This is a genomic window from Pseudomonas oryzihabitans (assembly GCF_001518815.1).
GTDB lineage: Bacteria > Pseudomonadota > Gammaproteobacteria > Pseudomonadales > Pseudomonadaceae > Chryseomonas > Chryseomonas oryzihabitans_E.
The window spans coordinates 2,857,295-2,870,991 of the sequence record NZ_CP013987.1; the positions used below are offsets into that span (position 1 = coordinate 2,857,295).

13 protein-coding genes are annotated in these 13,697 nt (G+C 65.4%); 6 read left to right on the forward strand and 7 right to left on the reverse strand.

Features of this window, described 5'->3' with window-relative positions; translation table 11 throughout:
* Window positions 1-11: 11 nt before the first annotated feature.
* The 6 genes from APT59_RS13175 (at window position 12) to APT59_RS13200 (ending at window position 5,236) form a co-directional block, all read left to right on the forward strand.
* Window positions 12-500, forward strand: coding sequence for a DUF3237 domain-containing protein (locus APT59_RS13175; protein WP_059315267.1), 489 nt, complete (start codon window positions 12-14; stop codon window positions 498-500).
* A 76-nt stretch (window positions 501-576) separates the two neighbouring features.
* The gene (locus APT59_RS13180; protein ID WP_059315268.1) at window positions 577-1,749 is read left to right on the forward strand and encodes an MFS transporter; all 1,173 of its coding nucleotides are present in this window, start codon (window positions 577-579) and stop codon (window positions 1,747-1,749) included.
* A gap of 361 nt (window positions 1,750-2,110) precedes the next feature.
* Window positions 2,111-2,314 (forward strand): hypothetical protein, encoded by a 204-nt coding sequence (locus APT59_RS13185; RefSeq protein ID WP_059315269.1) that lies wholly within the window; start codon window positions 2,111-2,113, stop codon window positions 2,312-2,314.
* 374 nt (window positions 2,315-2,688) lie between these two features.
* On the forward strand, window positions 2,689-3,006 hold the full coding sequence (locus APT59_RS13190) for a hypothetical protein (RefSeq protein WP_059315270.1): 318 nt from the start codon (window positions 2,689-2,691) through the stop codon (window positions 3,004-3,006).
* 221 nt (window positions 3,007-3,227) lie between these two features.
* Complete coding sequence (locus tag APT59_RS13195) at window positions 3,228-4,193, forward strand: endonuclease (RefSeq protein WP_059316899.1); 966 nt, start codon at window positions 3,228-3,230, stop codon at window positions 4,191-4,193.
* 275 nt (window positions 4,194-4,468) lie between these two features.
* A complete protein-coding gene (locus APT59_RS13200; protein WP_059315271.1) occupies window positions 4,469-5,236 on the forward strand; it encodes an ATP-binding cassette domain-containing protein in 768 nt (255 codons plus the stop codon).
* On the opposite strand, the gene fhuF is transcribed toward APT59_RS13200, so the two are convergent.
* The 7 genes from fhuF to APT59_RS13235 form a co-directional block, all read right to left on the reverse strand.
* Window positions 5,233-5,979: a siderophore-iron reductase FhuF gene (gene fhuF, locus APT59_RS13205; RefSeq protein ID WP_059315272.1), complete on the reverse strand. Its 747-nt coding sequence runs from the start codon at window positions 5,977-5,979 to the stop codon at window positions 5,233-5,235. The two genes, APT59_RS13200 and fhuF, sit on opposite strands and share 4 nt — an antisense overlap.
* A 93-nt stretch (window positions 5,980-6,072) precedes the next feature.
* Window positions 6,073-7,071 (reverse strand): GNAT family N-acetyltransferase, encoded by a 999-nt coding sequence (locus tag APT59_RS13210; protein ID WP_059315273.1) that lies wholly within the window; start codon window positions 7,069-7,071, stop codon window positions 6,073-6,075.
* Window positions 7,068-8,060 carry a TauD/TfdA family dioxygenase gene (locus tag APT59_RS13215; RefSeq protein WP_059315274.1) on the reverse strand — a complete coding sequence of 331 codons (993 nt, stop codon included), beginning with the start codon at window positions 8,058-8,060 and terminating at the stop codon, window positions 7,068-7,070. The genes APT59_RS13210 and APT59_RS13215 overlap by 4 nt, the downstream gene beginning before the upstream one ends.
* Window positions 8,061-8,073: 13 nt before the next feature.
* Entirely contained in the window at window positions 8,074-8,277 is a 204-nt protein-coding gene (locus APT59_RS13220) for an MbtH family protein (protein ID WP_059315275.1), read from the reverse strand.
* 79 nt (window positions 8,278-8,356) lie between these two features.
* On the reverse strand, window positions 8,357-9,283 hold the full coding sequence (locus tag APT59_RS13225) for an ABC transporter substrate-binding protein (RefSeq protein ID WP_059315276.1): 927 nt from the start codon (window positions 9,281-9,283) through the stop codon (window positions 8,357-8,359).
* A 1-nt stretch (window position 9,284) separates the two neighbouring features.
* A complete protein-coding gene (locus APT59_RS13230) occupies window positions 9,285-11,225 on the reverse strand; it encodes an iron ABC transporter permease (RefSeq protein ID WP_059315277.1) in 1,941 nt (646 codons plus the stop codon).
* A gap of 165 nt (window positions 11,226-11,390) precedes the next feature.
* Complete coding sequence (locus tag APT59_RS13235) at window positions 11,391-13,562, reverse strand: TonB-dependent siderophore receptor (RefSeq protein WP_059315278.1); 2,172 nt, start codon at window positions 13,560-13,562, stop codon at window positions 11,391-11,393.
* Window positions 13,563-13,697: the final 135 nt, after the last annotated feature.

A 13,697-nucleotide genomic window follows, 5' to 3' on the forward strand; every position in this document is an offset into this window, starting at 1 on the left:
AGGAGTGCGTGATGACAACGACGACGCAAACCGGACTCGGCGTGCCGACTCTGGAATGGGTAATGAGCATCCATGTCGCCATCGCCGTCGGCGATGGACTGGGCGCCTGCACGGATGGCCAGCGCCGCAACTACCGGATACTGGGTGGGCATTTCGAAGGCCTGAACGTTCGTGGCGAGGTGGTCGCCGGCGGCGCCGACTTTTATCTGCAGCGCAGCGATGGCGTGGGTGAGCTGGACGCGCGCTACAGCCTGCTCAGCGACCGAGGCGAGTGGATCAACATTCACAATACCGGCCTGATCGTGCTCAGCGACCAGGGACGAGAGCTGGAGGCTCAGGGCATCTGGCCCATCGCCGAAGAGGAATACCGCTGCCACTGCTCTCCACGCTTCCAGGTGGCGCGCGGGCGGCTCGACTGGCTGACCCGCAGCGTGCTGATAGGCAAGGTGAGCTATCCCGCCGCCGACCAGGTCGCCATTCACTGCTATCGACTCGCCTGACCGGCCTCCCCTATCCCCAGGCATGCTTTCCACTGAAGCGGCCGCCACCCCGTGGCCAGGCCGGCAGGTATCGATCATGACCCTCGCCAAGCAAACCGTCGTGCGCGCCGCGTGCATCCTCATCGCCGCGGCCTCCATTCTCGTCATAGGCGTGCAGCCGATCTTCATCGGGCTGCTGACCGAGCGCCTGACCCTAAGCCTGGCCCATCAAAGCTGGACCATGTCCGTCGAAATGTGCGGTTCCATCGTCGGTACGCTGTTGTACCTGCCGATGATCCGCTACCTCGGGCCACGCGCCATCGCCCTCAGCAGTGCGCTGTTGCTGCTGTTCGCCAACGCCGCCACCGCCAGCATCACCGCGCTCGATCCGCTCCTGGTGCTGCGCTGCCTGTCGGGCCTCTGCTCCGGCGTGCTCTATTCCTATGCCATCTACTGGCTGGGCAGCATGAGTGGGCAGGACAGGTCCTTCGGCATCCTGCTGTTCGTGCAGACCGCGCTTTTTTCCAGCAGCGCGGTGATCATGCCGATGATCGCCGAATGGCGGGGCTTCGCGGGGGCGATCTACTACCTGTCGGGCTGGTTCGGGCTGGTCTGCCTGCTGTGCTTCTGCCTGCCGGTCAAGCAGAGCGCGGATCAGCAGCACCGCTCCAGCGAGCCACTGCTGTCCGGGCTGACCCTGGTCGGCGTCTGCTCCCTGCTTGGCATGCTGTTCCTGCAGCTGTCGATCTATTCGCTGTGGGGCTTCGTCGAAGGCATCGCCAGCGATGCTGGCGTGGCGCCGGTGGAGATCGGCTGGGCGATCAGCATCGGGCTGCTGGGCGGCCTGCCCGGAGCGGCCCTGCCCAGCGTGGCAGGCCGGCACCTGGGCCGGGTACCGATGATCCTCACGGGCTCCCTGGCCGTGCTCGGCGCCATCTACCTGCTGGCGGCCCGTATCCACACGGCGTCGGACCTGATGATCGCGGTATTCCTGATGAACTTCGGCTGGAACCTGGCGCTGTCCTACTACATGTCTTCGGTGGTGACCCATGATCCGACCGGTCGCCTGACCAAGCTGGTCGGCGTGGTCCAAGTGGCCTCGGCCGCCGCGGCGCCGACCCTGCTGAGCCTGTTCATCGAAGGCAACGACCGGCGCAGCATCTTCGTCCTCTCCTCGGGCGCCATCCTGATCGGCTGCGTCCTGATGGTCGTCATGCTGTCGTTCGGGCGCCGCAAAGTGCCTGGCAAGGCCCTGGACTACTCGGCCTGATCCTGGAAACTGAACGAGCGGGACGGCGGTGGGCCCTGTCCAGGCTCCCCTGCCGTCCTGCGCAGCAAGGGGGTGCCCGGTCAGGGATAGCGCTCCTGCCTGGATCGAGCGCCTTGCCTTCCCACCGTGATGCCCATCTACGGTCACTTACCGCCAGCTCTCGACCTGATCGAACGGAAGCCTCTAACGCCGCTGTCATATGCCGCGGGTTAGCTCGCTGTCCGCTTGCTTGACGCTGGCTTTGGGCGGACAAACCGTCTATCAGCCAAGGTCCTTCTGCGTTAAGGATTATTGCACCACCTAATCCGTGGAGGCATAGTGGCCATACGCCACCTTCCAAACCCAGATCTCGAGTGCGTGCATGTCCAGTGACAACGACATCCAAGTCCGCGAAGCCTTGCTGGCCCTGCATCGTCAGCTCCAGGAAAACGTCGCCCAGCTAGGTAGCATCGATTGCGAGGATTCAGGCGCCCGCGCCATGATCGACGCGATCAACGCCCTCAATGAACTCGCAGCGACGCTGGTGGTAGAAGCGTCCCTGCTCGTTCCCTTACCCGCGCTCTGAGCAGGCTCGACCAACAGGTACCTGGGACCACGTCTGAATGACTGGCTGGCATCGCCCCCCGCCCTCTCTGTCCCTGATTTCGTATGCCCTTATGTCGAACCTTGCGCTTACGGGAGGGATTCGCTGGCGATGTACGGCAGGCCTGCACGCGCGAAAACGGCCGCGAGAATGCACCAGCGCAAGACCGTGATAGGAACTCTCATTAGACATCGCGATCATAGTTAGCATGAGTGCTCCAACCCTCATTAACTTTAGCCCCGCCTTACCGCGGGGCTTTTTTTGTCTAGCGAAAGCGCACGATGACGGTTGTAGGGCGCCACCTCTGAGGTGCTGACACAGCGGTCAGCCCCCTTCCTCACCACGAGAACCTTGCCATGCGCCCTCTGTTGCTACCCCTGCTGCTAGCGCCCGCGATTCTGTTTGGCACTCCCGCGTTCGGCCAACAGGCGTTGGAAACGGATAGCGACTACCTTCAGCAGCGCGCCGCCTCTCTGAATGAGCGCATAGATACTGCCGTGAAGGAGCGCCAAGTCTCCAAGCCAGAGGCAGCGAAGCTGCATTTGGCCGTGGGGCAGGTGCAGACCCTGGCGGGGCATCTGCAAACGCGCAACGGAACCATCAGCCGGCCGGATGCGGACGCGATGAACCAGAAGCTCACTGACGTCGAAAGGATCCTCACCCACCAGCCTTGATGGGCAAGGCGATCGCCGACCGTCACTCAAGACGCGCACGCCTGCCTGGCGCAGCGGCGTTGCGAACGGCGGGCTGGGCAGCGAGATCGAACCCGCACCTGAAGCCAAAGGAGCGCCCGTTGCTCGATTCGACAAGGATCTAGCTGACTACGCCCGCCGTGCTCCGGGCAAAAGCTATACAATTCGGCGCCCTATTCGACCTGTGAAGATTCATGCGCCTTTTGCTCTCGCTGCTCCTCGCCGCTCCGCTGCTGGTTACTTCCGCTTACGCCGCGCCGCCTGACACCTTCGTTGAAGCCAAGGTGATCGCCAAACAGAAAGTCTATTTCGACCAGAACACGAGCGCCCAGGGTGATCTGTACTGCGGTTGCAAATGGGAGTGGGTAGGCAAGTCCGGCGGCCGGCTCGATGCCTCGTCGTGCGGCTTCCAGGCCCGCAAGCAGGAAACCCGCGGCGAGCGTACCGAGTGGGAGCACATCGTGCCGGCCTGGACCTTCGGCCATCAGCGCCAGTGCTGGCAAAACGGCGGACGTGAACACTGTGTCGCCGACGATCCCGTGTTCCGCGCCATGGAGGCTGATCTTTTCAACCTCTACCCCGCCGTGGGCGAGGTGAATGGCGACCGGGCCAACTTCAACTACGGCATGGCTCAGGGCGTACCGTCGCAATATGGCCAGTGCTCGACCAAGGTCGATTTCCAGGGGCGCACCACTGAGCCCCGCGATGACGTCAAGGGCCTGGTGGCCCGAGTCACCTTCTACATGTTCGATCGATACGCGCTGAACATGTCCCGTCAGCAGCAGCAACTGCTCATGGCCTGGGACAAGCAGCATCCGGTGACCGCCTGGGAACGCGAACGCGATCAGCGGATCGCCGCCGTGATGGGTTATGGCAACCCGTTCGTGTCCGGTGAGCGCCATTGGACGCTGGGCTACAAGCCGGTCGGTGACGGCATCGTCAGCCCCCTGCCGGCCCCGAAGACGGCGCCGGTTGCGCCAATGAAGAGCGCCAGCCCCGTGAAGGCTGGCCAGGGCGTGATCATCGGCAACCGTAACAGCCATGTCTATCACCTGCCCGAAGGCTGCCCCAGCTACACCCAGGTATCGCCCAAGAACCAGGTCAGCTTCGCTTCCGAAGCCGAGGCAAAGGCGGCAGGATTCACCAAGGCCGGCAATTGCGCGCCTTGAGCTGAAGAGCGCATCCGGACAGCAACCAGCCGCCTTGCACCAGGCGACGGCGTGGTCCTGCTGTCTGGTATCCGGGCGCTCCTGTTTCAGGACCAAGGCGCTGTCCGCGAGCTTCCGTCCAGAAACGGCCACCGCGGCCCACCCAGCACCACCACGGCTCACCGATAGCCATCATCGACTGGGTTTTCCCTGGCTGATGGCCCCTCGACTCGGTAACCTAGCGGTGCACTGTTCATGGATTCTTTCCCCTACATTCCCCAGACATAGGGAAGGCAATGTTCGAGCTGGACAACGTCGGCTTTTCGCTCAACGGTCGTGCGCTTCTGCATCCGGTGACCCTGCAACTGCCTCGCGGCCGGATCATCGGCTTGATCGGACACAACGGCTCGGGAAAGTCGACGCTACTCAAGCTGCTGGCGCGCCAGCTCGTACCCTCCAGCGGGTCGCTGACCTTTGATGGCGAAGCCCTGGCGACCTGGAAAACCCAGCGCTATGCGCAGCAGGTGGCCTATCTGCCGCAACAGTTGCCAGCGGCCGAGGGCATGACCGTCCAGGAACTCGTCGGCATGGGTCGCTATCCCTGGCACGGCGCCCTGGGTCGCTATGATCGCCAGGATAGGGAACACGTCGAGCGGGCGCTGCGGCTCACGGGCACTGACCGCTTCGCCCAGCAACTGGTCGACACCCTGTCCGGGGGCGAGCGTCAGCGGGTCTGGCTGGCTATGCTGCTGGCGCAGAACACCCGCTACCTGCTGCTCGACGAACCCACCTCTGCGCTGGACATCGCCCACCAGGTCGAGGTGCTGCAGCAGATCCAGACGCTGGGTCGACAGCTGGACCTCGGCATCATCCTGGTGCTACACGAGATCAACATGGCGGCCCGCTATTGCGATCACCTGATCGCCCTGCGGGCGGGCCGGGTACTGGTGGAAGGCAGCCCCACCGAGCTGATGAACGGCTCGACGCTACAGGCCATCTATGGCATTCCCATGGACGTCCTCCCGCACCCCCACGATGGCACACCGCTCGGTTTCCACTGCTAGCCCGCGGCCGTGGGCTGCGGGTCCTTCAGGAGCGGGCAGTTGCTGCAGAGTTCTTCTTCCGGCAAGCGGTAGCGGATGCAGCACACTCGCCGCTGCCGCCACTGCCAGGAAGTTCCCTCGACGCCACCCGCCAGGGGTAGCTCCACATAGATCACCGGCTTGAATAGCGGATTGCGCCCGCCCTGAGCGTCGCACGGCTGCTCGAGCCAGTGCTCGAAGGGTGGCAGCGATCCGGGCTGAGGCCGGACCTTGCGCAATTCGCCAGCGAACCATTCCAGATAATTGCCCGCATTGCTCCAGAGCACCTTGGGCGACAACCTGATCTGCGCGCAGGCCCCTTCGATGAAGGGACGCAGATTCTCCCGCACCAGCGGTTCCAGGAGGTCCGAGTGGTCGTCCGCAAAGGCTTCACCGCCATGGGGCAGCACGAAGGCCGCTGGGAGCCGGGCCTCGTTCAACACCAGCCCCAGTTGGTCGACAGCGATCGGAAGCCGCCAGCGCAGCAGCAGCGAGGCCGCCACCACCGGCGGAATCAACCGGGAAAAGTAGTACTTGGACCAGACCGAGAGAAGCGCGCGGCGATCCAGCCCCGGATCGCCGCCATAGCCCTCCAGCAGCTCTGGCAGCCCTTCTTCCAGCAACCGGCCAAGCGGCATCACCGCCGCCTCCTCCGCGTGCAGCCGCAGCACCGAAGCGAACGGCTGGAGGGGGCCGGTGAACAGGGGTGCCAGCGCAGGAATCATCAGCCGGGCGATCCGGCAGCAAGAAGAGCGGAATTCATCGGGTCACCTCAGGTCGTTGTCCCGTACGGGCCCAGTGCAGCGGCGGTGCCTCTCTCATGCCAACACGCAACGGTCGAAGAAACGTTCGCGCTCCAGCAGCATGAGCGCGGCGCGCTTGTGAGGAAAGTCAAAGTCCTTCTGCCGGTAGAACCCCTGGCGCTGCAGGTAGCCGATCATGCGCTCGTTATCGGCGCGAGGCTCGGAGACGATACGGCGGGTGCGTGGCTCGTCCAGCAGCAGATAGTGCACCAGCGCTGGCAGCCAGCACGCCACCCGCTGCGGGCCCCGCAGACGCTCCTCTCCTACCAGCATATGGATGCCGCGATCATAGTCGTCGACCGCGTAGAAAGGGGCGATACGATCCTCGGCCGCCCAGTAGGCTTCGAAATAGGCGAAGGGCTCGTCATCCAGGCTACCGACCAGGGTCAATACATGAGGGTCGGCGGCCTGTCGCTGCAGATAGGCACGGTGCTGGTCGAGGCTGCCCTCCTCCTCCCAGAAGGTCGCCACGCGCGGCTGGTTCTGCCAGCGATGGAACAGCGGCAGATCGGCCTCCAGGGCCAAGGCGCGCAGGCTGATCCAGGCGCCGAGCCGATGATCGTAGCGACGATAGACGTCCCCCTCCGGCTTGGGCGGACGGCAGGGGTGACGGCGCTGGCCGGTCAATTGCGCCAAGGCGGGATAGCCTGCGCTGCTCACCGGGCCCAACCAGGGCTGGGGTCGTTGCCAAAACTGGGCGCGCCAGCTGCGTAGGCCGCCCTCGATGCCCTGGGTCAGCAGCCCCTGGCGCAGCGCCTCAGGTAGCGCCGGCAAGCCTTCCCAGAGCAGCGCCGGCGCCTCGGGCTCACGCAGCAGCAAGGCCAGGGCGAGCGCCGCCAGACGCTCGGTGGTCAGGTCAGAGCAGCCACCCGAGACCTGCACCCTCAGCCCCTCGGGCGTGGCGTGCTGGCGACAGCGCAACCAGAGTTCATCACCCACTCGCCAGAGGCTCTCACCATCGAGCTCTTCGTGCACCAGGCGCAGGCCACCCGGCAGTTGGACGACAGACGTCATATTGGGATCTCCCGGGGCAAAGGGTCTTCATGGCGGCCTTCGGTCATGGCCACCACCACCTTGCGCGGCCCCTTGAACGGGGCGCGGCCGTGGGCGGTGAGCATGTTGTCCAGCAGCAGGATGTCGCCGGTGCTCCAGGGAAAGAGGATGCGACTCTCGTCGAGCACACCGCGAATCTCGTCCAGCGCGCTGTCCTCCAGCGGCGTGCCATCGCCGTAGAAGACATTGCGTGGCAGGTCATCCTCACCGACCGTCTCGAGCAGCACCTCACACATCTCCGGCTCCAGTGCCGAGACATGGAACAGATGCGCCTGATTGAACCAGACCCAGTCGCCGGTACGCGGGTGCTGGGCCACTCCCTGGCAGAGCTGGCGGGTCCGCAGTTCGCCGTCCGCCTTCCATTCGCACGCGATACCTCGAGCGGCGCAGAAACGCTCCACCGCCACGCGATCATCGGTGTCGAACACCTGCTGCCAGGCCACGTCCAGACCATTGCCATAGTTACGTATATAGCTCAGCCGCTTTTCGGCAAACCGCCGACGCAAGGCCGGATCGATGCGGGCGAACACCTGACGACTGTCGGCGATGGGCGTCTCTCCCCCCTCCTCCGCGGCCTGGGCGCAATAGAACCAGATGCGCATGGGCCAATCGCAGGTGTAGGCCTGCTCGTTATGCAGTGGAATCCACTGACGCGCCGGATATTCGGTGGAGGTGTAGACGCCATCGGCCGTCACCCGGCTGCGCGGCGTGGAGCCGAACTCGTAGTTCAGCAACGGGTGGCCGAAGCGAGTCGCGAAGGCCTGGAAGCCGGCGACGTCTGGATTGGCGAAACCGTGCAGGAGAATCCCACCGGCCGTTTCCAGATGCTGCTCGACCAGCGCGTGCAGCGAGGCGAAGACATCCTCCAGCCCGCAGCCGGGTGCGCGCGGAGACAGGCGCAGTGGCAGACCAGGCTCCAGCTGCAGGAGATCCGCAGGTACCGTCGTCATTGAGGCCTCCGGTCTAGTTGGCCATGGCCTGGCGCAGGCTCAGGGGACGCATGTCGGTCCAGACCTGCTCGATATGGGCCAGACAGGTGGCCTTGTCGCCGCTGAACCCGATGGCGGTCCAACCGGCCGGCAGGGCCTTGTAGTCCGGCCAGATCGAATACTGCTCCTCGGCATTGATGACGACCTGGAACTGAGTGGTGTCGCTGTCGAAACTCATGGCAAACCTCCTGCAGAGCGACCGCCTTGTGCGGCTTTCCTTCTAGAGGACGAACGAGGTGCCCTGCTGTTCAGCACCTTCATGGCGCCGCTGGCAGTCCACGCAAGGCGGCGGCAACCTGGCGCGCCAGCAGCGCCACGCTGGCCGGCCCGCCAAAGGTCCAATAGGGGCTGGGCAGGCTGGCGTATCGACCGCTGCGTGCCAGCGGCATGGCCCGCCAGAGGTCCGAGCGAAAGAAGGGATGCCCGGTCTGCTCGCCGACGAACAGGGCCGTGAGATCCGGTACCGCGGCGATCTCCTGTACGTCATGGTAGCGGTGCAGCACCCGCTCGGAAGCCAGGGGCCAGGGGTCGCGTCCTCCCAGGCGGCGGACCAGGGCATTGATCAGTACCCGCCGGTTGAGGGCGATGAATACCCCCTGCTGTGGCAAGGGAAAGAGCACGGCCAAAGGTCGACCGACGACACCTGCCGCCTGCGCGGCGGCCTCGGCATCGGCCATGGCGCTGGCGGCCTGGAGATTCACCGTGGCCGCCGCCGGCTTCCGTCCAAGCCGCTCACCCAGGTCGGCGAGCAGCGCGCTGGCGCGAGCCACGGCGTCATCATCCCCCGTCTCCAGCCCATATCGATAGAGCAGCGTCGGCGCCAGGCTTTGCAACCGGCGGAACAGCCCCAGATGCAGATAGCCGGAGCCCAGGATCAGCTGCGGACGCAGTCGGGCGATGGCTTCCAGATCCGGCTGCTGAACGCTGCCCAGTGGCTGGCTGGCTTTCAGCAGATCGGTACCGAGCCCAACGTAACGTCGGTAGCCTTCCAGGTTGGCCACCCCGACCGGGGCCAGGCCCAGGGAGGTCACCAGTTCGGTCGCCACGTCATCGAGGGTGACGATACGCAGCGGCTGCTCGGGCAATGCCGCTGACTGGCGCGCCACCAGGTCTGGGTTGGCGGCTGCCATACCGGAAACGCCGAGCAGGATCAGCAGCAGGCCAAACAACAGAGGGACACTCATCTCAGGACCGCCGATAGCTGCGGGCCAGCAGCAGTAGAAAGGCCGGGGCCCCGAGCGCCGCCGTGGCGATGCCCAGGGGGATATCCAGCGGTGCCAGGGCCCAGCGCGCCAGGAGATCGGCCAGGACCAGCAGGCAGGCGCCCAGCAGTGGCGCCACCAGCAGGCGTTGATGGGCGCGATGCAGGCCGAGCAGCCGGACCCCATGGGGCACCAGCAGCCCGACGAAGGCGACCGGGCCCACCACCGCCACCGCGGCCGCGATCAACACGCTCGCCAGGGCTACCAGCAGGAGCCGGCGGCTGGCCACGGACAGGCCCAGCCCCGTCGCCACGCCTTCATCCAGCCCCAGCAGATCCAACCAGCGCGAGGTCAGGCCGGCGGCGCCCAGGCCGAGCACCAGCCAGGGCCACAGCATCCCGACATCCTCCCAGGTCCGACCGTAGCTGCTGCCAACCAGCCAGGTCAGAGCCTGGGCCACATTGCTCGCATACTGGGCGATCAGCACACTGGACAGTGCCAGAACCAGCCCGCTGATGGCGAAGCCGGTCAGCACCAGGCGCAAGGGCTCCAGCCCGCGCCTCAGGTTGGCGCCTATCACCCAGGCCAGGGCGAGCCCGGCACCCAGCCACGCCAGCGGAAAGCGCCACTCGGCCGCCAGATCCGGCGCCAGGACGATGGCGCCCAGCACGGCCAGTCCAGCGCTCTGGCTGACTCCGAGGATCTCCGGTCCGGCCAGCGGATTGCGGGTCACCGCCTGCAGCAGCAGCCCACTGGTGGCCAGCAGGGCACCGGCGCCGGCATCCACCAGCAGCCGCGGCAAACGCAGATCCAGCAGCACCCAGGCCGTGGGCGCACCGCCGAGCAACGCCTGGAAGAACGCCCAGGCGCCCGTGCCACCACCGAGGCCTGCCAGGCCCAGGCCCAGCAGCAGCACCAGCAGCCCGCCGGCAAGGGGCATGGCCGCGCCACGGCGCGCAGGCATCTCGCCCCCGCTCAGGCCCACGGCGCTACGGGGCCCGACACTGAGGCGGCGCAGTAACAGCAGCAGGCAGAGCGAACCCAACAGGGCCGAGAGCACTCCCAGGGGCAGGCTGATCCAGCCGGCCATCAGGCGTACCAACAGGTCGGCGGCCAGGGTCAGCACGGCGCCCCAGAGCCCGGATAGGGCGACCAGGTGGGAGGGTCTGTTGACCCCCAGGCCGAGGCGCAGCAGATTGGGCGCGATCAGACCGATGAAGCCCAGAGGGCCGGCCAACTGGATGGATAGCGCCGTCAGGACACTGGCCAACAGCAGGCTGATGGCCTTCACCCCGGCAGGTGGCAGGCCCAGGCCGCGCATCTGGTTATCTCCCAGCCGCGACAGGTCCAGTGGCCGCCGTAGCAGCCAGACGCTCAGCAACGCCAGCGGCAACAAGGACGCGGCCAGCGCCAGGTGGCCCCACCCCAACTGGCGCAGGGAACCGGTATTCCACAGCGACAGGACCAGGGCGGCGCGATCATTGAGGCTGAGGAACAGCGTGATGGCAGCAGCGAAGGCCTGGGCGATGGCCACACCGGCCAGTGTCAGGCGCAGGGGCGTGGTGTGCCAGCCGCCGGCCATGGCGAAGGTGAACACCCCTGCCAGCAAGCCGCAGACGAATACCAGCGGCAGGCCGAGGAAGGCCGGCAGCAGCAGACTCAGGATAAGACCCAGCTGGGCCCCGGCGGTGATGCCGAGCAGATCGGGGGACGCCAGCGGATTGCGGGTCACTACCTGCATGAGTGCCCCGGCGATCCCCAGACTGGCTCCTACCACCAGACCGGCCACGGCACGCGGCAGTTGCAGCCACCAGAGCGCCAGCCCTGCCCAGGACGGCGAGCTCGACCAGGGCGCCGCCCAGGCCTCGGCACCTGGCCAACCCGAGGCGAACAGTGCCTGCCAAAGAAAAAGGCCGAGCAGCAACAGGCTACCTAGCCCAAGGGAAAGAGGCCAGGCGGGCGACCTGGAGAGGAAGCGCCTTGAAAACCGCGACATGGAGACTTCGCTTGAGCAACGCGGGCGCAGCCTTGCGGCTCCGCCCGTAACGGGACAGTGGATCCCACGCCGGGTGTGGCGTGGGACTCGACCTTACCAGCGATAGGCAACAGTGCCGATGACGCTGCGTTCATCGCCCCAGTAGCAACGACCGGCGTCGTTGCAGCCCGAGACATACTCCTTGTCGAACAGGTTCTTGGCGTTGACGTCCAGCGACCAGTGGCGACCGAAGTCATAGCCGATGCCCGCGTCCACCAGGGTGACGTCGCCGGTGTCCAGCTTGCCGTAGGTAGTGGTGTAGGAGGACACGCTGTCGATGTAACGAACCCCGCCCGACAAACGCAGGCCGCTCAGGGCACCGTCCTTGAACCTATAGGTCAGCCAGCTGGAGGCGAAGTTGCGGGGTACCCCGCTCATCTGGCGATCCTCGAACCGCGAGCCGGGAGCGTCCTTGGTGATGCGCGCGTCGGTGTAGGTGTAGGCCGTCACCCAGTTGAGGTTGTCGGTGAGGTTGCTGTTGACCTCCAGCTCGAAGCCTTTGGAGCGGCTGGCCCCGACCTGGCGCGGCAGGTTGTTCTCGGTGATGACGTCGTTGTCCTTGCGCAGGTCGAACGCCGACGCCGTGACGCTGGTGTTCCAGCCCTTGGGTTCGTACTTCAGCCCTACTTCGTATTGCTCGCTGGTGATGGGGCTGAACGCCGGGCCGTTCACCGGTGGCTGCTGCACCGGTACGAAGCCGCGCGCATAGCTGACATAGGGCGACAGGCCATTGTCGAACTGGTACATCAGCCCGGTCTGCCAGGTGAACTTGTGGTTCCAGTCGCTCTCGTCCTGGGCCGCCGCGGCGAAGGTGCGGCGGTTGCGGTACTCGCTCTGGGCCCAGTCCATGCGTCCGCCCAGCAGGAAGATCCAGTTGTCGTACTTGGTCTGCAGCTGGCTGTAGGTGCCGTACAGGTTTTGGGTCAGCAGGCTGTCGGCAACGGAGAGCGGCGTCGCCGGGTCACCGGCATAGGCCGGGTTGAAGACATCGACGAGAATCGGCGCCCGGGGATCGTTGGCGTTCCAGTCCTGACTGAAGGACGTACGGTCGTATCCCGCGCCCAACAACAGGGTGTGGTGGAAGTCGCCGGTATCGAACTTGCCTTCGAGCTGGTTATCCAGCGAATAGACCATTGACTTGTTCTGGCGATCGTACGCCGACACCGCGACGGTGGTGCCGAACCCGCCCTGATTCAGGGCCCCCGGCCAGATCTCATGCCGGTCGATGCGCGACTGCAGGTAGCGGGAATTCTGGCGGAAGGTCCAGACCTCGTTGAACTGGTGAGAGAACTCGTAGCCCAGGCTCCAGGTCTCGCGCTCGAACTTGTCCCAGTCGGGGTTGCCGAGCATGGCGTGCCGGCTGATCTTGCCGTTGGGGTTGTCGAGCAGGGTGCCAGCGGCCGGATAGCCCAGCTCGATGGCCGTGCGATCGCGCTGATAGCTGGACAGCAGCGTCAGGGCGGTGCTGTCGCTCAGGTTGAAGGTGATCGAAGGCGCAATGTAGAAGCGGTCATCGGGTACATGGTCCACCTGGGTGTCGGACTTGCGCCCCAGCATGACCACCCGCCCAAGCACACTGCCGTCATCGGTGAGCGGTCCGGAGACGTCCAGTCCGAGCTGGCGCCGATTGTTACTGCCATAGCTTGCCTGTACTTCGCTACGCGAATCAGCCGTCGGCCGCTTGCTGACCAGGTTGACCAGGCCACCGGGAGCGTTCTCGCCATAGAGGATGGAGCTCGGACCGCGGAACACCTCGACCCGCTCCAGCCCATAGGGCTCCGAGGTAGTGTCGTAGCGGTTGCCCTGCACTCTCAGGCCGTCGCGATAAAGCCCATAGCCGTAGTCGGTCGCATTGAAGCCGCGGATGAAGAAGTAGTCGCCGGCCAGACCGTCGCCCACCGCGAAGGGCGGCGCGAAGATGCCTGGCGTATAGCCCAGGATGTCGGTGAGGGTTTGCGCCTGCTGGTCCTTGATGCGCTGCTGGGTGACCACCGACACCGAACGCGGGGTCTCCGCGAGCGGCGTGCTGGTCTTGCTGGCGGCCATGCTGTTGTTGGCCTTGTAGCCCACGTCCGGGCCGACCGCCGAGGGCTCGGCCTCCGCGGTGATGGTCGTCGGTGCGATGGCGGCAGGCGTTTCTTTCGCCTGGGCCACCGCCTGGGTCTGCCAGGCAACGGCTGCCGCCAGCAGAGTGATATGGATTCCGTGAGCTACGACGTTGTTCATGGCTGCCAGCTGTCCTTGAAATGATCCGTAAAACCGCGTGCCAGGCACGCTTCCCCCTAAACCGCCCAGTACTCTATTACATGGCAATGAGATATCAAATAATAATCGTTACTATTTACGCGACAGGGGATTCTC

Bases quoted from the DNA above. Each gene is read 5' to 3' on its own strand.
- APT59_RS13215 (WP_059315274.1), bottom strand. From the start codon at position 8,060: ATGACGACGGTACCTGCGGATCTCCTGCAGCTGGAGCCTGGTCTGCCA.
- APT59_RS13225 (WP_059315276.1), bottom strand. From the start codon at position 9,283: ATGAGTGTCCCTCTGTTGTTTGGCCTGCTGCTGATCCTGCTCGGCGTT.
- APT59_RS13220 (WP_059315275.1), bottom strand. From the start codon at position 8,277: ATGAGTTTCGACAGCGACACCACTCAGTTCCAGGTCGTCATCAATGCC.
- APT59_RS13185 (WP_059315269.1), top strand. From the start codon at position 2,111: ATGTCCAGTGACAACGACATCCAAGTCCGCGAAGCCTTGCTGGCCCTG.
- APT59_RS13235 (WP_059315278.1), bottom strand. From the start codon at position 13,562: ATGAACAACGTCGTAGCTCACGGAATCCATATCACTCTGCTGGCGGCA.
- APT59_RS13210 (WP_059315273.1), bottom strand. From the start codon at position 7,071: ATGACGTCTGTCGTCCAACTGCCGGGTGGCCTGCGCCTGGTGCACGAA.
- APT59_RS13200 (WP_059315271.1), top strand. From the start codon at position 4,469: ATGTTCGAGCTGGACAACGTCGGCTTTTCGCTCAACGGTCGTGCGCTT.
- APT59_RS13180 (WP_059315268.1), top strand. From the start codon at position 577: ATGACCCTCGCCAAGCAAACCGTCGTGCGCGCCGCGTGCATCCTCATC.
- fhuF (WP_059315272.1), bottom strand. From the start codon at position 5,979: ATGATTCCTGCGCTGGCACCCCTGTTCACCGGCCCCCTCCAGCCGTTC.
- APT59_RS13190 (WP_059315270.1), top strand. From the start codon at position 2,689: ATGCGCCCTCTGTTGCTACCCCTGCTGCTAGCGCCCGCGATTCTGTTT.
- APT59_RS13175 (WP_059315267.1), top strand. From the start codon at position 12: ATGACAACGACGACGCAAACCGGACTCGGCGTGCCGACTCTGGAATGG.